This window comes from Lentzea sp. NPDC051208 (genome assembly GCF_040682435.1).
GTDB classification, from domain to species: Bacteria; Actinomycetota; Actinomycetes; order Mycobacteriales; family Pseudonocardiaceae; genus Lentzea; species Lentzea kristufekii.
Map to the genome: position 1 here is coordinate 35,196 of NZ_JBFBAW010000032.1, position 13,332 is coordinate 48,527.

Below are 13,332 nucleotides of genomic sequence, written 5' to 3' on the forward strand. Positions count from 1 at the left end.
TGCCTGCGCTATTTCCGTCCGCCCATCGGGTCCTGGGCAGATCATGGGTCGGCTGGGTCACACGCGGGGTGATCGCGAGGAGATCAACGAATGAGTTTGCTGAGCCGGTTGCGGGACAAGCTGCGCCGACAGGACGAGCCGGGGTTGTCGATGGACGACCCCGCGCTCGTCGTGGTGGTCGAGGCGTTCGACATCGCGGAGGCCGATTCCGCCGCTCTGGCGCGGTCCCCGCGGTGGCGCGCCGACGAGCCCGCGGTGCTGCGGCACCACGTGCGCATCCCCGCTGAGCAGGTAGAACGTGCGCGCGAACTGCTCACGCCGGACGGCTGGGTGCTCGTAGCCGGTGACATATCGCATATCAGCCGCGTGCAGAAGCTGGACGCGTTGCACTGCGCCCAGGAGCGGTCGCGGATGGCCTCGCTGGCGCAACGGCTCGGCGGCGAGGCCCTGGGGTGGGACGCCCTGCAGAAGGGGGACGGACCGGCCCGATAGCATCACGGCGACCTTGGTCACTTTCTTCAGGACCGCAGTCGCAGTCGCAGCGGAGGATCCAGAGATGAGCACGCAGACCACGAAGATCCTGGTGTTCAGCCACCGGCCCGAGGTGCGTGAGACGATCATCACTGCGGTCGGCCGCCGTCCCGCGCCCGACCTCGCGCGCGTCGACTACGTCGAGGCGGCGACGATCGCGGACGTCCTCTACGAGGCGGACGCCGGCACCGTCGACCTGCTGATCCTCGACGGCGAGGCGCAGCCGACCGGTGGCATGGGCCTGTCCCGCCAGCTCAAGGACGAGATCACGAACTGCCCGCCGATCGTCGTCGCGGTGCGCCGCAAGGACGACAGGTGGCTCGCGACCTGGTCGCAGGCGGACGCGGTGCTGGTGCACCCGCTGGACCCGCTGGCCGCCGCCGAGACCGTGGCCGAGGTGCTGCGGGGCTCGGCTGTTCCCGTCGTCAAGGGCTGACGGCCATGAGCCAGCGCACCTGGCCCTCGCTGCTCAACCGGCTGCTCGACGGCGTCGACCTGACCGCTGACGACACCGCCTGGGGCATGGACCAGGTCATGTCGGGCGAGGCGACCTCGGCGCAGATCGCGGCGTTCATCGTCGCGTTGCGCGCCAAGGGCGAGACGCCGGAGGAGGTCGACGGCCTCGCGACGATGATGCTCAACCACGCGAACCGGTTCACGGTGGACGTGCGGGCGACCGACATCGTGGGCACCGGTGGCGACCATTCCGGTTCGGTGAACATCTCGACGATGGCCGCGATCATCACGGCCGCCGCGGGCGTGCCCGTGGTCAAGCACGGCAACCGCGCGGCGTCGTCGCAGTGCGGCACGGCGGACGTGCTGGAGGCGCTGGGCGTAGCGATCGACCTGCCCGCGGACGGCGTGCGGGAGACCGTGCGCGAGCTCGGCATCGGCTTCTGCTTCGCGCCGGTGTTCCACCCCGGCTTCCGGCACGCGGGCCCGGTGCGGCGCGAGATCGGCATCCCGACGTCGTTCAACCTGCTCGGCCCGCTGACGAACCCCGCCCAGCCCACCGTCGGCCTGATCGGCTGCGCGCGGGCGGCCGCGGCACCGTTGATCGCCGGCGTGTTCGCGCGCCGCAACAACACGGCGCTGGTGGTGCGGGGCGACGACGGTCTGGACGAGATCACCACCACCACGACGACGTCCGCGTGGCTCGCGCAGGACGGTGTGGTGCGCACGGAGACCATCGACCCGTCCGTGCTCGGTGTGAAGCCCGCGCGCGAGGAGGACCTGAAGGGCGGCGACCCGTCGGTCAACGCCCAGGTGGTCCGCGACCTGGTGGCCGGCAAGACGGGCTCGGTGCGGGACGCGGTGCTCGTGAACGCCGCGGGCGCCATCGCGGCGCACGGAGGGTTCTCCGACGACCTGCACGCGGACCTGTCGGCCTCGCTGAGCCGCGCGGCCGACGCGATCGACTCGGGCAGGGCGGCGACGCTGCTGAACCGCTGGGTGGAGCTCTCACAGGCCCTCAAGGGCTAGCGGAACGTGTTTCGGTCACGCGTCGTCGCCGGCGCGTGACCCTGCTCGCACGGCCGCCGCATCGGCGTAGTCCGAGCGAGTGATGGGCCCGAGATGCGCACCACGTGGTAACGCCGTGGCAATCGCCACCTGGAATGCTGGAGACATGGCCCTCCTCTACCCGGTGATGAAGCACGTCGTCGCGCGCACTGCCCGTCTCGTCTACCGCCCAGTGGTGGACGGACTGGAGAACATCCCCACCGACGGCCCCGTCATCCTGGCGGCCAACCACCTCAGCTTCATCGACAGCGTGGTCATCCCGATGGTCGTGCCGCGCCGCGTGTCGTTCCTCGCGAAGGCGGAGTACTTCACGGGCACCGGCCTGAAGGGCTCGCTGTCGCGCCGGTTCTTCTCCTCGCTCGGCCACGTGCCGGTGCACCGCGGCAGCGGCCGTGACGCCCGAGCCGCGCTCGACACGGCCGCCGAGATCCTGGCGCGCGGGGACGCCTTCGCCATCTACCCGGAGGGCACCCGCTCGCTCGACGGCAGGCTGCACCGCGGCCGCACGGGTGTGGCCCGCATGGCGCTCGAGTCCGGCGCCCCGGTCGTCCCGGTCGGCATCATCGGCACCGACAAGGTCCAGCCCGTCGGCAGCAGGTTCCCGAAGATCGTCCCGGTGACGGTCCGCTTCGGTGAGCCGCTCGACTTCAGCCGCTACGACGGCATGCAGGACTCGCTGCCGGTGCTGCGCAGCGTCACCGACGAGATCATCTACCGCATCCTCGACCTGAGCGGCCAGGAGTACGTCGACGCGTACCAGAAGACCCCGGTCGCCGCGGCGGCGTAACACCGCGCAGAACCTGCGAAGGCCCCTTCCCGCCGCGACGGCGGGAAGGGGCCTTTCTCGTGCCAAGTCCGGTGCAGGGGTTCCTCAGAGACGACGAAGGCCCCCTCCGCGTCGGAGGGGGCCTTCGTCGAGCGGTACCCGATGCCGGGTGTCAGTCGTGGTTGGGACCGGTGTGGTATTCGAACACCAGGCCACCGACCGCGACCAGCACCAGGACGACCGCGATCACGAGCAGCCACACGTGCCAGAAGGCCACCGCGACACCCGTGGTCGCCGCCGCGGCGGCGAGACCGACCGGCCAGTACGAGCCGGGGCTGAAGAAGCCCAGCTCACCGGCACCGTCGGACACCTCGGCGTCGGGGTTGTCCTCCGGCCGCACCTCGATGCGGCGGGCGACGAACCGGAAGTAGGTGCCGGTGATGAGCGCCAGGCCACCCGTCAGCGCGAGCGCCACCGTGCCGGTGGGCTCGACGTGGCCGGTCGCCAGGTGCGTCCAGTAGCCGTAGACGACGGCCATCAGGAACGAGAAGGCCATCACCAGGTCGAAAACGCGAGCTTCGATCTTCATCGCGGGGCGTGTCCCTACTTCTGGCCCGCGCCGGAGGCCTCGCGGGCCGTCCGGTCGGTGTTGAACGGGGTCGTCGTCGTGGCCAGCGGTGAGCACCACTTGTCACAGTTCACCTGAGAGAGGGCCTCGGCCGTGGTGTACGGCTTGCCCGTCTTCTCGTTGACCTGCTTGCGCAGCTCGATGTACTCCTGGAAGTCGGCTTCCTCGAGCGCCCGGACCTCGAAGTTCATCACCGCGTGGTACGAGCCGCAGAGCTCGGCGCAACGGCCGACGAACGCACCCGGACGGTCGATCTGGTCGATCTGGAAGACGTTGTCCTGGTTGTTCTTCTCCGGCTGCGGGAAGACGTCCCTCTTGAAGTGGAACTCCGGCACGAAGAACGAGTGGATGACGTCCGTCGAGCGCAGCGTGAACTGGATGCGCTTGCCGGCCGGCAGCACCATGATCGGGACCTCGCCCGAGGTGCCGACCGTGCTGACGACGTTGCCCGCTTCGGTCTTGTGGTCCGGGTACTGGAACTCCCAGTTCCACTGGAACGCGATCACGTCGACGTTCACGTCGGGCTTGCCCGACTTGTCCGTGACGTAGTTCTGCGTCACGGCGGTGAAGTAGAACAACACCGCCACGATCACCGTCGGCACGACGATGAGCACGATCTCCAGCGGGAGGTTGTACGCCGTCTGACGCGGCAGTTCCTCGGACTTCTTGCGGTGGAACACCACCGACCACAGGATCAGACCCCACACGATGACGCCGACGACGAGCGCGGCGATCACGGACCAGGTCCAGAGCTCGCGCATCTTCTCGGCCTGCGGCGTGACGGCCTGCGGCCATCCGAAGCGCAGCACCTCGTCCGTGGAGCAACCGGTGGCCCCGATGCCGACCAGGCTCACAAGCCCAGCGGTCTTCACCAGCCGGGATGCCCTGGTGCCCTCCTTCAGGCCCACTGCTCGCCCGCCTCCTCGTTCCATGCCAACGGATCAAGCGGGAGCGTAGCCCAGCACAACCACGCTCACCCCTCGGGGGCACCGCCGCTGCGGTGCAGTTTCGGTCACACAGAGCCCCTTCGGCATACTGGGGACTTCCCCGTGGTCTTCCCCTTCATGTCTTTTGAGAGGTGCGAGAGCCTTGTGCGGCCTGGCAGGACTTGTTTGCCCCAGCGAGAACGAGGCTGAGAACGCGCGCCCGGCCGTGGAGGCGGCGCTGCGCTGCATGCGGCACCGCGGGCCGGACGAGAGCGGCACCCGGCGGGTCGACGAGGTCGTGTTCGGCTTCAACCGGCTCGCGATCATCGACATCGAGCACTCCCACCAGCCGTTGACCTGGGGTCCGGCGGAGTCGCCGAGCCGCTACACGATCAACTTCAACGGCGAGATCTACAACTACCTGGAGCTGCGGGCCGAGCTCACGGAGAAGCACGGCGCGGTCTTCCACACCGACGGCGACACCGAGACCATCGTCGCCGCGTACCACTACTACGGGCCCGCGGCGATCACGAGGCTGCGCGGCATGTTCGCGTTCATGATCTGGGACTCCGAGCGCGACGTCGTGTTCGGCGGCCGCGACCCGTTCGGCATCAAGCCGCTGTACTGGGCGCAGGGCCAGAGCGGTGTCGCGTTCTCCAGTGAGAAGAAGACCCTCCTGGAGCTCGCCTCCGCGATCGGCATCGCGCCCAAGATGAACGTCAAGGGGCTGCAGCACTACCTCACGCTGCAGTACGTGCCGGAGCCCGCCTCGCTGCACGACCACATCTACCGCGTCGAGTCGGGGCACTCGTTCACGCTGGTCCCGGGCGAGTCGCCGAAGTTCGAGCGGTACTTCCCGGCGAACTTCAAGATCCGCACGGTCCGCAGCGAGGGCGAGGCCGAGGCGCTCTACGACGAGATCACCGCCGCGCTGCGCGACTCGGTCGCCAAGCACATGCGCGCGGACGTGACGGTCGGCTCGTTCCTGTCCGGCGGCATCGACTCGACGGTCGTCGCGGCACTGGCCAAGGAGCACAACCCGGACCTGATCACGTTCACCACCGGGTTCGAGCGCCAGGGGTTCTCCGAGGTCGACGTGGCCGCGGAGTCGGCGGCGCTGATCGGCGTGAAGCACGTGGTCCGCACGGTGAGCGCGCAGGAGATGATGGACTCCCTGCCGCTGATCACCTGGTACCTCGACGACCCGGTGGCGGACCCGGCGCTGGTGCCGCTGTGGTTCATCGCGCGTGAGGCGCGTCAGCACGTGAAGGTCGTGCTGTCCGGTGAGGGCGCGGACGAGCTGTTCGGCGGGTACACGATCTACCGCGAGCCGTTGTCGCTGGCGGGGTTCGAGAAGGTGCCGGGCGCGCTGCGCAAGGCCATGGGCAAGGTCTCGACGAAGATCCCGCACGGCGTGCGCGGCAAGGACCTGCTGCGTCGTGGCGCTTTGACGCTGGAGGAGCGCTACTACGGCAACGCGCGCATCTTCCTCGACGACCACCTGCGCCAGGTGTTGCGCACGTACGACCCGGCGGTGTCGCACATGGACGCGACGGCCCAGCCGTACCGCGAGTCGCGCCACTGGGACCCGGTGACGCGCATGCAGCACGTCGACCTCTTCACGTGGCTGCGCGGCGACATCCTGGTCAAGGCCGACAAGATGACCATGGCGAACTCGCTGGAGCTGCGGGTGCCGTTCCTCGACCCCGAGGTCTTCAAGATCGCGTCGCAGATCCCGAGTGAGTTGAAGATCACGAAGGACACCACGAAGTTCGCGCTGCGCAAGGCGATCCGCGACATCGTGCCGGCGCACGTGCTGAACCGCCGCAAGCTCGGCTTCCCGGTGCCGATCCGGCACTGGCTCAAGGACGAGATGCACGACTGGGCCGTCGACATCGTGCGCGCGTCTCAGACCGACCAGTACATCGACAAGACCGCGGTGCTGCGGCTGATCGAGGAGCACCGTTCCGGCGTGCTCGACCACAGCCGCCGCATCTGGGCGCTGCTGGTGTTCATGATCTGGCACGGCATCTTCGTCGAGGGCCGCATCCGGCCGGCGGTGCCGGAACCGCACTACCCGGTCAAGCTCTAGTTCGACGCGTCAGGGCCCCTCCGCGGAGGGGCCCTGACGCTTTCAGCGACGACCTTGTGCGCTGCAGATCGCGTACGAGCTGACGACGGTCTCCGGGGACGCCATCAGCTCCAGGTAGCGGTCGAACTCCTCGTCGCTGAGCGGGAGCTTCTTGCGCACCAGGCGAGCGGTCTCCGCGAGCAGGCGGCACCCCGCGGAGCCGCCCTCCCACTCCTGAACGTCACGGGACCCGCTGACGTCGTGCAGACCGGCGTCGCGCAGTGCCCGTTCGACGCGGGCGCCCCACGCCAGTTCGGCGCCGGCCTGGTCGAGCAACGTCAGCAGGGCGTTCTTCACCCGCATGATCAGCTTCGCGTCGTCCGGAGCAGCGGAGAGGACTTCGAGCGGGAGGCAGTCGAACTCTTCGAGGACGAGCCAGCCGCCGGGGCGCAACGCGTCGCGCAGCTTGCGCAGGACGAGGTCGCGGGCAGGGAGGTAGAAGAGCACCAGGCGGGCGTGGACGAGGTCGAACGCGTTGCCCGGCAGGATGTTGGACGCCACGTCGTGCTCGAGGACCGTGACGTTGTCGCGTTCCTCGAGCCGGGTGACGTCGATGTCGGTGACCGTGACGTGCCCGGCCGGGGCGACGACGTCCGCCAGCCAGTTCGCCACCGATCCCCCGCCACCTCCCACTTCGAGGCAGCGCCAGCCGCCCGAGACACCCAGCTGCTCGACGCGGGCGAAGGTGCCCGCGTCGAGCAGTGAGCTCAGCGCGTCGAACTTCGGATCGAGCGACTCACCGGAGTCGCCGAACAGGTACGTCCCCATTGTCCGATCATGGCAGGACTGGAGCGATCTCTTCAGCGGCTTGGGCACCAAACGCGCCACGAATGCGGGCGAGCGCCGGCTCGCGCTCGATCACCCACTCCTGCGTGCCCACGGTCTCGAGCACCTCGACCGCGATGAACGAGCCGAGCTGAGCAGCGCGTTCGATGCTCAGGCCGGCGATGGTGCCGGCGAGGAAGCCCGCGCGGAAGCCGTCGCCGACGCCGGTCGGGTCGGTCTTCGCGACCTCGGGGACGGCGGGGACGTGCAGCGCGAAGCCGTCGCGGTCGACGATCTCGACGCCCTTGGCGCCGAGCGTGGTGACGCGCTTGCCGACGCGGGCGAGGACGTCGGCCTCGGTCCAGCCGGTCTTCTGCAGCAGCAGTTCCCACTCGTAGTCGTTGCTGAAGAGGTACTCGGCGCCCTCGACGAACGCGCGCGCCTGCTCGCCGTCCATGCGGGCGAGCTGCTGCGACGGGTCGACGGCGAACCTGTAGCCGCGCTGACGGCACTCGTCGGCGTGCCGGAGCATCGCCGCGGGGTCGTCCGGGCTGATGACGACGAGCTCGAGGTTCTCGACGCGGTTCGCGATGGGCGCGAGCTCGATGTTGCGGGACTCGGCCATCGCACCGGCGTAGAAGGAGGCGATCTGGCACATGTCGTCGTCCGTCGTGCAGACGAACCGCGCGGTGTGCGCGACCTCGGACACGTACACGCCCGACGTGTCGACGCCGTGCCGCTCCAGCCACGAGCGGTAGTCGTCGAAGTCCTTGCCGACGGCGCCGACGAGCACCGGCCGCACCCCGAGCACACCGAGGCCGAACGCGATGTTCGCGCCGATGCCGCCGCGGCGGACCACGAGGTCGTCGACCAGGAAGCTCAGCGACACGCGGTCGAGACGCTCCGCGACCAGCTGGTCCGCGAAACGACCCGGAAAGTGCATCAGATGGTCGGTCGCGATGCTGCCGCACACGGCTAGGGGCACGTCGGCTCCTCTTTTCTTGTTGCGCTACGTGACAACTCACCCGGACGAGTGCCGCGGTGAAGACTACTGTTTGGTAGGGCTACCGCAGGTCAGACCGTCGTCATACGGTCAGGAAGTGACGATCCCAGAGGCGACCACGATGAGTGAACTGATCGAGGACTGCGCGCAGCTCCCCTTCGCTCTGACCCACCCCGAGCACCCCCTTCCCGCCCCGCGCACGGCCGCGCCGTGGCAGGTCGACGAGCGGTGCGCCCACCAGGTCGAAGGCCTCGCCGAATACGGCGTCTAGCTCCAGGGTCCGGCTCACCGGTCCGTCCGGGCAGCACCTGGCAGGGTTTTCCGGTCCACACGCGGAGAGGCCGCGTTCCCGTCGATGCGGGAACGCGGCCTCTCCGCGTGTTCGCCTTAGTGGAACGAGTCGCCGCAGGCGCAAGACCCGCCGGCGTTCGGGTTGTCGATCGTGAAGCCCTGCTTCTCGATCGTGTCCACGAAGTCGATGACAGCACCTTCGACGTACGGGGCGCTCATGCGGTCGACGGCGACCTTCATGCCGTTGAAGTCGACCATCGCGTCACCGTCGAGTGCGCGCTCGTCGAAGAACAGCTGGTAGCGAAGGCCGGCGCAACCACCGGGCTGGACGGCGATGCGCAGGTGCATGTCGTCGCGGCCCTCCTGGTCGAGCAGCGCCTTGGCCTTGACGGCGGCCGCATCGGTCAGCGTCACGCCGTGGCTGGGCGCCTCGGAAGCGGTCGAAGCGGCATCCTGAGCGGTCGTCATGGCTCTCCTAAGAGGTCCTTTGCGGGCGGTTCACCCATCAACAACACGGGCGTTCCCCGCCTTGTTCCGCTTCCCATGGTCCCACAAGGGCGCCCCTTGTCACCCTAGGTGTCGACTGTCACGTAGACCACGCTCAAGCCAACCGATATATCAGCCAGACCCTCTAACGAGGTTTTCGCTGTTCAGCGCGACCACTGCCGGGCGACGTGCTGCGCCGTTGCAATGACACTTTTGCGGGCGTCCGCAATCGACTTTTGCACAGAGCCGACGTGGTCGGACACCGAGTAGGTGGCTTGGACGCCGGCGGCGCCCATCTCGCGGCGGCCGACGCTGACCTGGCCCGCGATGGCGATGCACGGGATGCCGCGTTCGGCCGCGCCCGCGGCGACGGCGGTGATGAGCTTGCCGCGCAGTGACTGCCAGTCGAAGCTGCCTTCGCCGGTGATGACGACGTCGGCCTCGTCGAGAGCGGCGTCGAGGCCGGTCAGGTCGCGGACCAGGCCCGCGCCCGACGTCATCGCCGCGCCCAGTGAGAGCAGCGCGGCGCCGAGTCCGCCCGCCGCTCCGGCACCCGAGATCCCGGATACGGGTGCGAGGACGTCCATGGCGGCCAGCTTCGCTTCGAGGCGTTCGACGGCGTCCGGGGACGCGCCCTTCTGCGGACCGAACGTGCGCGCGGCGCCGTGGGGGCCGAGGAGGGGGTTCTCCACGTCGGAGGCGGCGATGAGCGATATGGCAGTCAGGTCCACGTCGGCGTCCGACAGCGCGGCGAGCATGCCGGCGCCGCCGTCGGTTGTGCCGGAGCCGCCTAGTCCGACAGTGATGACATCGTTGTCAGGCGCCGCTGCCGCGATGAGCTCGCCGACGCCGCGGGTGGTCGCCGTCTCGCAGGCCTGCGGGCGGAGGTCCGCAGGGATCAGGTGGAGGCCGCACGCTTCCGCGGACTCGATGTAGGCAGCGCGTCGACCACCTGCGTGCACGCTGAGCCAGCGCGCTTCGACCGGTTCTCCCAGAGGGCCGGTCACGGTGACATATCGGATATCGCCGCCTGTGGCGGCGTGCAGCACGTCGACGAAGCCGGGGCCTCCGTCGGCCAGCGGGCGTTGGGTGACGACGTCGTCGGGCTTGGCGTCGCGCCAGCCGGTGGCGATGGCGTCGGCGGCCTCGCGGGCGGTCAGGGTGCCGCCGAAGCAGTCCGGGGCGATGAGTACGCGCACCTCGCGAAAGGTACAGAAGAACCACTGTCCTACCCTGTTGCCGTGAGGTTCCTGCGCCGCAACGCCGCCGATACCGATGCCCCGGCCACCGAGTCGACCGACCAGGTCGCCGACTCCACCCGTTCCACGGGCAAGGGCAGGCCCACGCCCAAGCGGCGTGAGGCGCAGGGCCGGCGTTCCGGGCCGGTGCCACCGCCTCCCCGCACGCAGCGCGAGGCGTTCAAGCGCATGCGCGGCAACAAGGTGAGCAAGGAAGAGCGCCGTGCCGCGGCGACCGAGCGTCGTCAGCGCATGATGGCGGGCGAGGACAAGTACCTGCTGCCGCGCGACCGCGGTCCGGTGAAGGCGTACATCCGCGACCTCGTCGACTCGCGGCGCAACCTCATGGGCCTGTTCATGCCGCTCGCGATCCTGGTGTTCGTGGCGCTGCTGACGCCGTCGCTGGCCGTGCAGCGGTACGCAACGCTCGCGACAACGTTCATGCTGATCGCGATGGTCATCGAGGGCATCGTGCTCGGCCGCCTCGTCACGCGGAAGGTGCGCGCGAAGTTCCCCACCGAGCCGATCAAGGGCCTGTCGATCGGCTGGTACTCGTTCATCCGTGCGAGCCAGATCCGCAAGCTGCGCGTGCCCAAGCCGCGCGTGAAGCCGGGCGACGCGATCAAGTAGCGGTGCGCGAGAAGCAGCGCAAGCTCCAGCTGCCGGAGAAGCTGCGGTGGAACCACAACGAGTGGTACCGCCGCTGGCTGCTCCGGCAGTTGCCGTCACGGGCCGGATCGGCGCTGGACGTCGGCTGTGGCCTGGGTGACCTGGCGCGGCAGATCAGGGCCGGCGAGGTCACCGCGATCGACGCCAGCGCGCGCATGATCGAACGGGCGAGCGCCGCCCCGAGCGACGTCCGATGGATTCACGGCGACGTGCTCACCCACGACCTCGGGCGGTACGACGTCGTCACCGCCGAGGCGAGCTTGCACCACTTGCCGTTGCGAGAAGGTCTCACCAGGCTCGCCGAGCTGACCGCTCCAGGCGGGACGCTGATCGTCATCGGGCTGTACATGACGGCGAGCTGGGCTGACCGGGCGATGGAGCTGGTGACGTTGCCCGCCAACGCCCTCGTCGGGCTCGTCAAGGCCCTCAACGGCACCGGGGGCACGCCGCACGACGCGGAGATGCCGGTGGTGATGAGCGCGCCGACGTTGAACGAGATCCGCGCGGCGGCACGGGAGATTTTGCCCGGCGTGCGCGTCCGCAGGCACCTGTTCTGGCGGTGTTCCCTGGTGTGGCACGCGCCCGAAGTTCATTAGCAGCACGAACGATTTCGGTTTAAGCTCCGATGTATGAAGTTCCGTCGACTCGGCCGCAGCGGCCTGTCCATCAGCGAGATCTCGTACGGCAACTGGCTCACGCACGGGTCCCAGGTCGAGGAGGACCAGGCCCACGCCTGTGTGAAGGCGGCGCTGGAGTCGGGGATCACGACCTTCGACACCGCCGACGTCTACGCCAACACGGCCGCGGAGTCGGTGCTCGGCCGGGCGCTGCGGGGTGAGCGGCGCGAGTCGCTCGAGATCCTCACCAAGGTCTACTGGCCGACCGGCCCTGGCGGCCCCAACGACCGCGGACTCGGTCGCAAGCACGTCATGGAGTCGGCCAACGCGTCGCTGAAGCGCCTGCAGACCGACTACGTCGACCTCTACCAGGCCCACCGGTTCGACTACAGCGTCCCGCTGGAAGAGACGATGCTGGCGTTCGCCGACCTCGTCCGCCAGGGCAAGGTCCTCTACGTCGGCGTCTCCGAGTGGACCGCCGAGCAGATCACCCGCGGTGCCGCGCTGGCCCGTGAGCTGAACGTGCCGTTCGTGTCGCACCAGCCGCAGTACTCGATGCTGTGGCGCGTCATCGAGCCGCAGGTCATCCCGACGTGCGAGCGCGAGGGTCTGAGCCAGATCGTCTTCTCCCCCGTGGCGCAGGGCATCCTGACCGGCAAGTACCTGCCGGGCGCCGAGGTGCCGGAGGGGTCACGCCTGGCCGACGCGCGTGGTTCGCAGATGATCGCGCGCTGGATGCGCGACGACGTGCTCAACGCCGTTCAGCAGCTCAAGCCGATCGCCGAGGAGGCGGGCATCACGCTGGCGCAGCTCGCCGTGGCGTGGGTGCTGAAGAACCCGAACGTCGCGTCCGCGATCATCGGCGCGTCGCGTCCCGAGCAGGTCTTCGAGAACGTCAAGGCCATCGACGTCGAGCTCGGCGACGACGTGCTCACGCAGATCGACAAGGTCCTCGAAGGCGTCATCACCGAGGACCCGAGGCTCACCGCCCAGGGCTGATCATCAGGCCGGGTGCAGGCTCATCGGGCCGTACACCTCGGTGTCCGAACGCAGCAGCGTGACCTGGTCGACCCCGGCGTCGAGCAGGTCACGCCACTCGGCGTTGAACCACTCCTCGGCGTCGGCCTGGTCCGCGAACATCACATCCGGGCCCGCGACGTCGCGTCCCTGTGCATCCTGGTAACGCCAGCGGTATTCCACGGACGAAGGCTAACTCTCTTGTCACCTCGCACGCTCGTGCTCGGCGGAGCACGTTCGGGCAAGTCAGCGCATGCGGAAGGTCTGCTCACCGAAGCGACCGTGACCTACGTCGCCACCGCGCGCCGCTACCCGGACGACCCTGACTGGGACGCGCGCATCGCACTGCACGTCGCGCGGCGTCCGTCCACCTGGCACACGGTCGAGGCGTCCTCGCCGGCCGACCTGCCCGCGTTGCTCACCGCGACGCAGTACGAGGACCCGCCGATCCTGGTGGACGACCTGTCCACGTGGCTGGTCGGCGTGCTCGACGACGCCCAGGCGTGGGAGGGCAACGGCGCCGAGGCGATCGCGGGCAGCGTCGACCAGCTCGTGCGTTCGGTCGCCACGTGCCGGGCGCGGCTGGTGCTCGTGACGGCGGAGGTCGGCCTCGGCGTCATTCCGTCGACGCGCTCTGGCAGGCTCTTCCGCGATCACCTCGGTGCGCTCAACGCGCGCGTCGCCGAGGTGTGCGACGAGGTCACGCTCCTCGTCGCCGGCATCCCCCTGATACTGCGATAGGA

The 13,332-nt window shown here is 69.1% G+C and carries 17 protein-coding genes; 10 read left to right on the forward strand and 7 right to left on the reverse strand.

The annotated features are described in order from the left end of the window. Nucleotides 1-90 precede the first annotated feature (90 nt). The 4 genes from AB0M48_RS42915 (at nucleotide 91) to AB0M48_RS42930 (ending at nucleotide 2,839) form a co-directional block, all read left to right on the forward strand. Nucleotides 91-492: a hypothetical protein gene (locus AB0M48_RS42915; protein ID WP_363854291.1), complete on the forward strand. Its 402-nt coding sequence runs from the start codon at nucleotides 91-93 to the stop codon at nucleotides 490-492. Between the two features lie 64 nt (nucleotides 493-556). Next, nucleotides 557-967, forward strand: coding sequence for a hypothetical protein (locus AB0M48_RS42920; protein WP_258950729.1), 411 nt, complete (start codon nucleotides 557-559; stop codon nucleotides 965-967). A gap of 5 nt (nucleotides 968-972) precedes the next feature. Beyond that, nucleotides 973-2,013 carry an anthranilate phosphoribosyltransferase gene (gene trpD / locus AB0M48_RS42925; protein WP_363854295.1) on the forward strand — a complete coding sequence of 347 codons (1,041 nt, stop codon included), beginning with the start codon at nucleotides 973-975 and terminating at the stop codon, nucleotides 2,011-2,013. A gap of 145 nt (nucleotides 2,014-2,158) precedes the next feature. Continuing rightward, nucleotides 2,159-2,839: a lysophospholipid acyltransferase family protein gene (locus tag AB0M48_RS42930; RefSeq protein ID WP_363854298.1), complete on the forward strand. Its 681-nt coding sequence runs from the start codon at nucleotides 2,159-2,161 to the stop codon at nucleotides 2,837-2,839. A 151-nt stretch (nucleotides 2,840-2,990) separates the two neighbouring features. Here the strand turns inward: AB0M48_RS42930 and AB0M48_RS42935 are convergent, their stop codons facing one another. After that, nucleotides 2,991-3,407 carry a cytochrome c oxidase subunit 4 gene (locus AB0M48_RS42935; protein WP_319984241.1) on the reverse strand — a complete coding sequence of 139 codons (417 nt, stop codon included), beginning with the start codon at nucleotides 3,405-3,407 and terminating at the stop codon, nucleotides 2,991-2,993. A gap of 14 nt (nucleotides 3,408-3,421) precedes the next feature. Continuing rightward, nucleotides 3,422-4,354 (reverse strand): cytochrome c oxidase subunit II, encoded by a 933-nt coding sequence (coxB, locus tag AB0M48_RS42940; RefSeq protein ID WP_363854301.1) that lies wholly within the window; start codon nucleotides 4,352-4,354, stop codon nucleotides 3,422-3,424. Nucleotides 4,355-4,535: 181 nt separating this feature from the next. Between coxB and asnB the strand changes: the two genes are divergently transcribed. After that, the gene (gene asnB, locus AB0M48_RS42945) at nucleotides 4,536-6,464 is read left to right on the forward strand and encodes an asparagine synthase (glutamine-hydrolyzing) (RefSeq protein ID WP_363854304.1); all 1,929 of its coding nucleotides are present in this window, start codon (nucleotides 4,536-4,538) and stop codon (nucleotides 6,462-6,464) included. Nucleotides 6,465-6,506: 42 nt separating this feature from the next. On the opposite strand, the gene AB0M48_RS42950 is transcribed toward asnB, so the two are convergent. Continuing rightward, nucleotides 6,507-7,271: a methyltransferase domain-containing protein gene (locus AB0M48_RS42950; protein WP_363854307.1), complete on the reverse strand. Its 765-nt coding sequence runs from the start codon at nucleotides 7,269-7,271 to the stop codon at nucleotides 6,507-6,509. A gap of 7 nt (nucleotides 7,272-7,278) precedes the next feature. After that, nucleotides 7,279-8,211: a carbohydrate kinase family protein gene (locus AB0M48_RS42955; protein WP_363854391.1), complete on the reverse strand. Its 933-nt coding sequence runs from the start codon at nucleotides 8,209-8,211 to the stop codon at nucleotides 7,279-7,281. A gap of 157 nt (nucleotides 8,212-8,368) precedes the next feature. Between AB0M48_RS42955 and AB0M48_RS42960 the strand changes: the two genes are divergently transcribed. After that, on the forward strand, nucleotides 8,369-8,542 hold the full coding sequence (locus AB0M48_RS42960) for a hypothetical protein (protein WP_319984237.1): 174 nt from the start codon (nucleotides 8,369-8,371) through the stop codon (nucleotides 8,540-8,542). Nucleotides 8,543-8,658: 116 nt separating this feature from the next. Here AB0M48_RS42960 and AB0M48_RS42965 read toward each other — a convergent pair whose 3' ends face one another. Continuing rightward, nucleotides 8,659-9,030 (reverse strand): iron-sulfur cluster assembly accessory protein, encoded by a 372-nt coding sequence (locus tag AB0M48_RS42965; protein WP_089922497.1) that lies wholly within the window; start codon nucleotides 9,028-9,030, stop codon nucleotides 8,659-8,661. Nucleotides 9,031-9,212: 182 nt separating this feature from the next. Next, nucleotides 9,213-10,247 (reverse strand): glycerate kinase, encoded by a 1,035-nt coding sequence (locus AB0M48_RS42970; protein WP_363854312.1) that lies wholly within the window; start codon nucleotides 10,245-10,247, stop codon nucleotides 9,213-9,215. 42 nt (nucleotides 10,248-10,289) lie between these two features. Between AB0M48_RS42970 and AB0M48_RS42975 the strand changes: the two genes are divergently transcribed. The 3 genes from AB0M48_RS42975 to AB0M48_RS42985 are packed head-to-tail and all read left to right on the forward strand — an operon-like array spanning nucleotide 10,290 to nucleotide 12,571. Continuing rightward, nucleotides 10,290-10,916 (forward strand): DUF3043 domain-containing protein, encoded by a 627-nt coding sequence (locus tag AB0M48_RS42975; protein WP_363854315.1) that lies wholly within the window; start codon nucleotides 10,290-10,292, stop codon nucleotides 10,914-10,916. A 2-nt stretch (nucleotides 10,917-10,918) separates the two neighbouring features. Then, complete coding sequence (locus AB0M48_RS42980) at nucleotides 10,919-11,551, forward strand: class I SAM-dependent methyltransferase (protein ID WP_363854317.1); 633 nt, start codon at nucleotides 10,919-10,921, stop codon at nucleotides 11,549-11,551. A gap of 33 nt (nucleotides 11,552-11,584) precedes the next feature. Then, nucleotides 11,585-12,571 carry an aldo/keto reductase family protein gene (locus AB0M48_RS42985; RefSeq protein WP_363854320.1) on the forward strand — a complete coding sequence of 329 codons (987 nt, stop codon included), beginning with the start codon at nucleotides 11,585-11,587 and terminating at the stop codon, nucleotides 12,569-12,571. A gap of 3 nt (nucleotides 12,572-12,574) precedes the next feature. Here the strand turns inward: AB0M48_RS42985 and AB0M48_RS42990 are convergent, their stop codons facing one another. Then, complete coding sequence (locus AB0M48_RS42990; RefSeq protein ID WP_363854323.1) at nucleotides 12,575-12,772, reverse strand: hypothetical protein; 198 nt, start codon at nucleotides 12,770-12,772, stop codon at nucleotides 12,575-12,577. A gap of 18 nt (nucleotides 12,773-12,790) precedes the next feature. Here AB0M48_RS42990 and cobU point away from each other — a divergent pair, with 18 nt between their 5' ends. Continuing rightward, nucleotides 12,791-13,330: a bifunctional adenosylcobinamide kinase/adenosylcobinamide-phosphate guanylyltransferase gene (gene cobU / locus AB0M48_RS42995; protein WP_363854326.1), complete on the forward strand. Its 540-nt coding sequence runs from the start codon at nucleotides 12,791-12,793 to the stop codon at nucleotides 13,328-13,330. Nucleotides 13,331-13,332 lie beyond the last annotated feature (2 nt).

Bases quoted from the DNA above. Each gene is read 5' to 3' on its own strand.
- AB0M48_RS42935 (WP_319984241.1), bottom strand. From the start codon at position 3,407: ATGAAGATCGAAGCTCGCGTTTTCGACCTGGTGATGGCCTTCTCGTTC.
- AB0M48_RS42965 (WP_089922497.1), bottom strand. From the start codon at position 9,030: ATGACGACCGCTCAGGATGCCGCTTCGACCGCTTCCGAGGCGCCCAGC.
- AB0M48_RS42955 (WP_363854391.1), bottom strand. From the start codon at position 8,211: ATGCACTTTCCGGGTCGTTTCGCGGACCAGCTGGTCGCGGAGCGTCTC.
- AB0M48_RS42930 (WP_363854298.1), top strand. From the start codon at position 2,159: ATGGCCCTCCTCTACCCGGTGATGAAGCACGTCGTCGCGCGCACTGCC.
- AB0M48_RS42985 (WP_363854320.1), top strand. From the start codon at position 11,585: ATGAAGTTCCGTCGACTCGGCCGCAGCGGCCTGTCCATCAGCGAGATC.
- AB0M48_RS42920 (WP_258950729.1), top strand. From the start codon at position 557: ATGAGCACGCAGACCACGAAGATCCTGGTGTTCAGCCACCGGCCCGAG.
- AB0M48_RS42950 (WP_363854307.1), bottom strand. From the start codon at position 7,271: ATGGGGACGTACCTGTTCGGCGACTCCGGTGAGTCGCTCGATCCGAAG.
- trpD (WP_363854295.1), top strand. From the start codon at position 973: ATGAGCCAGCGCACCTGGCCCTCGCTGCTCAACCGGCTGCTCGACGGC.
- AB0M48_RS42915 (WP_363854291.1), top strand. From the start codon at position 91: ATGAGTTTGCTGAGCCGGTTGCGGGACAAGCTGCGCCGACAGGACGAG.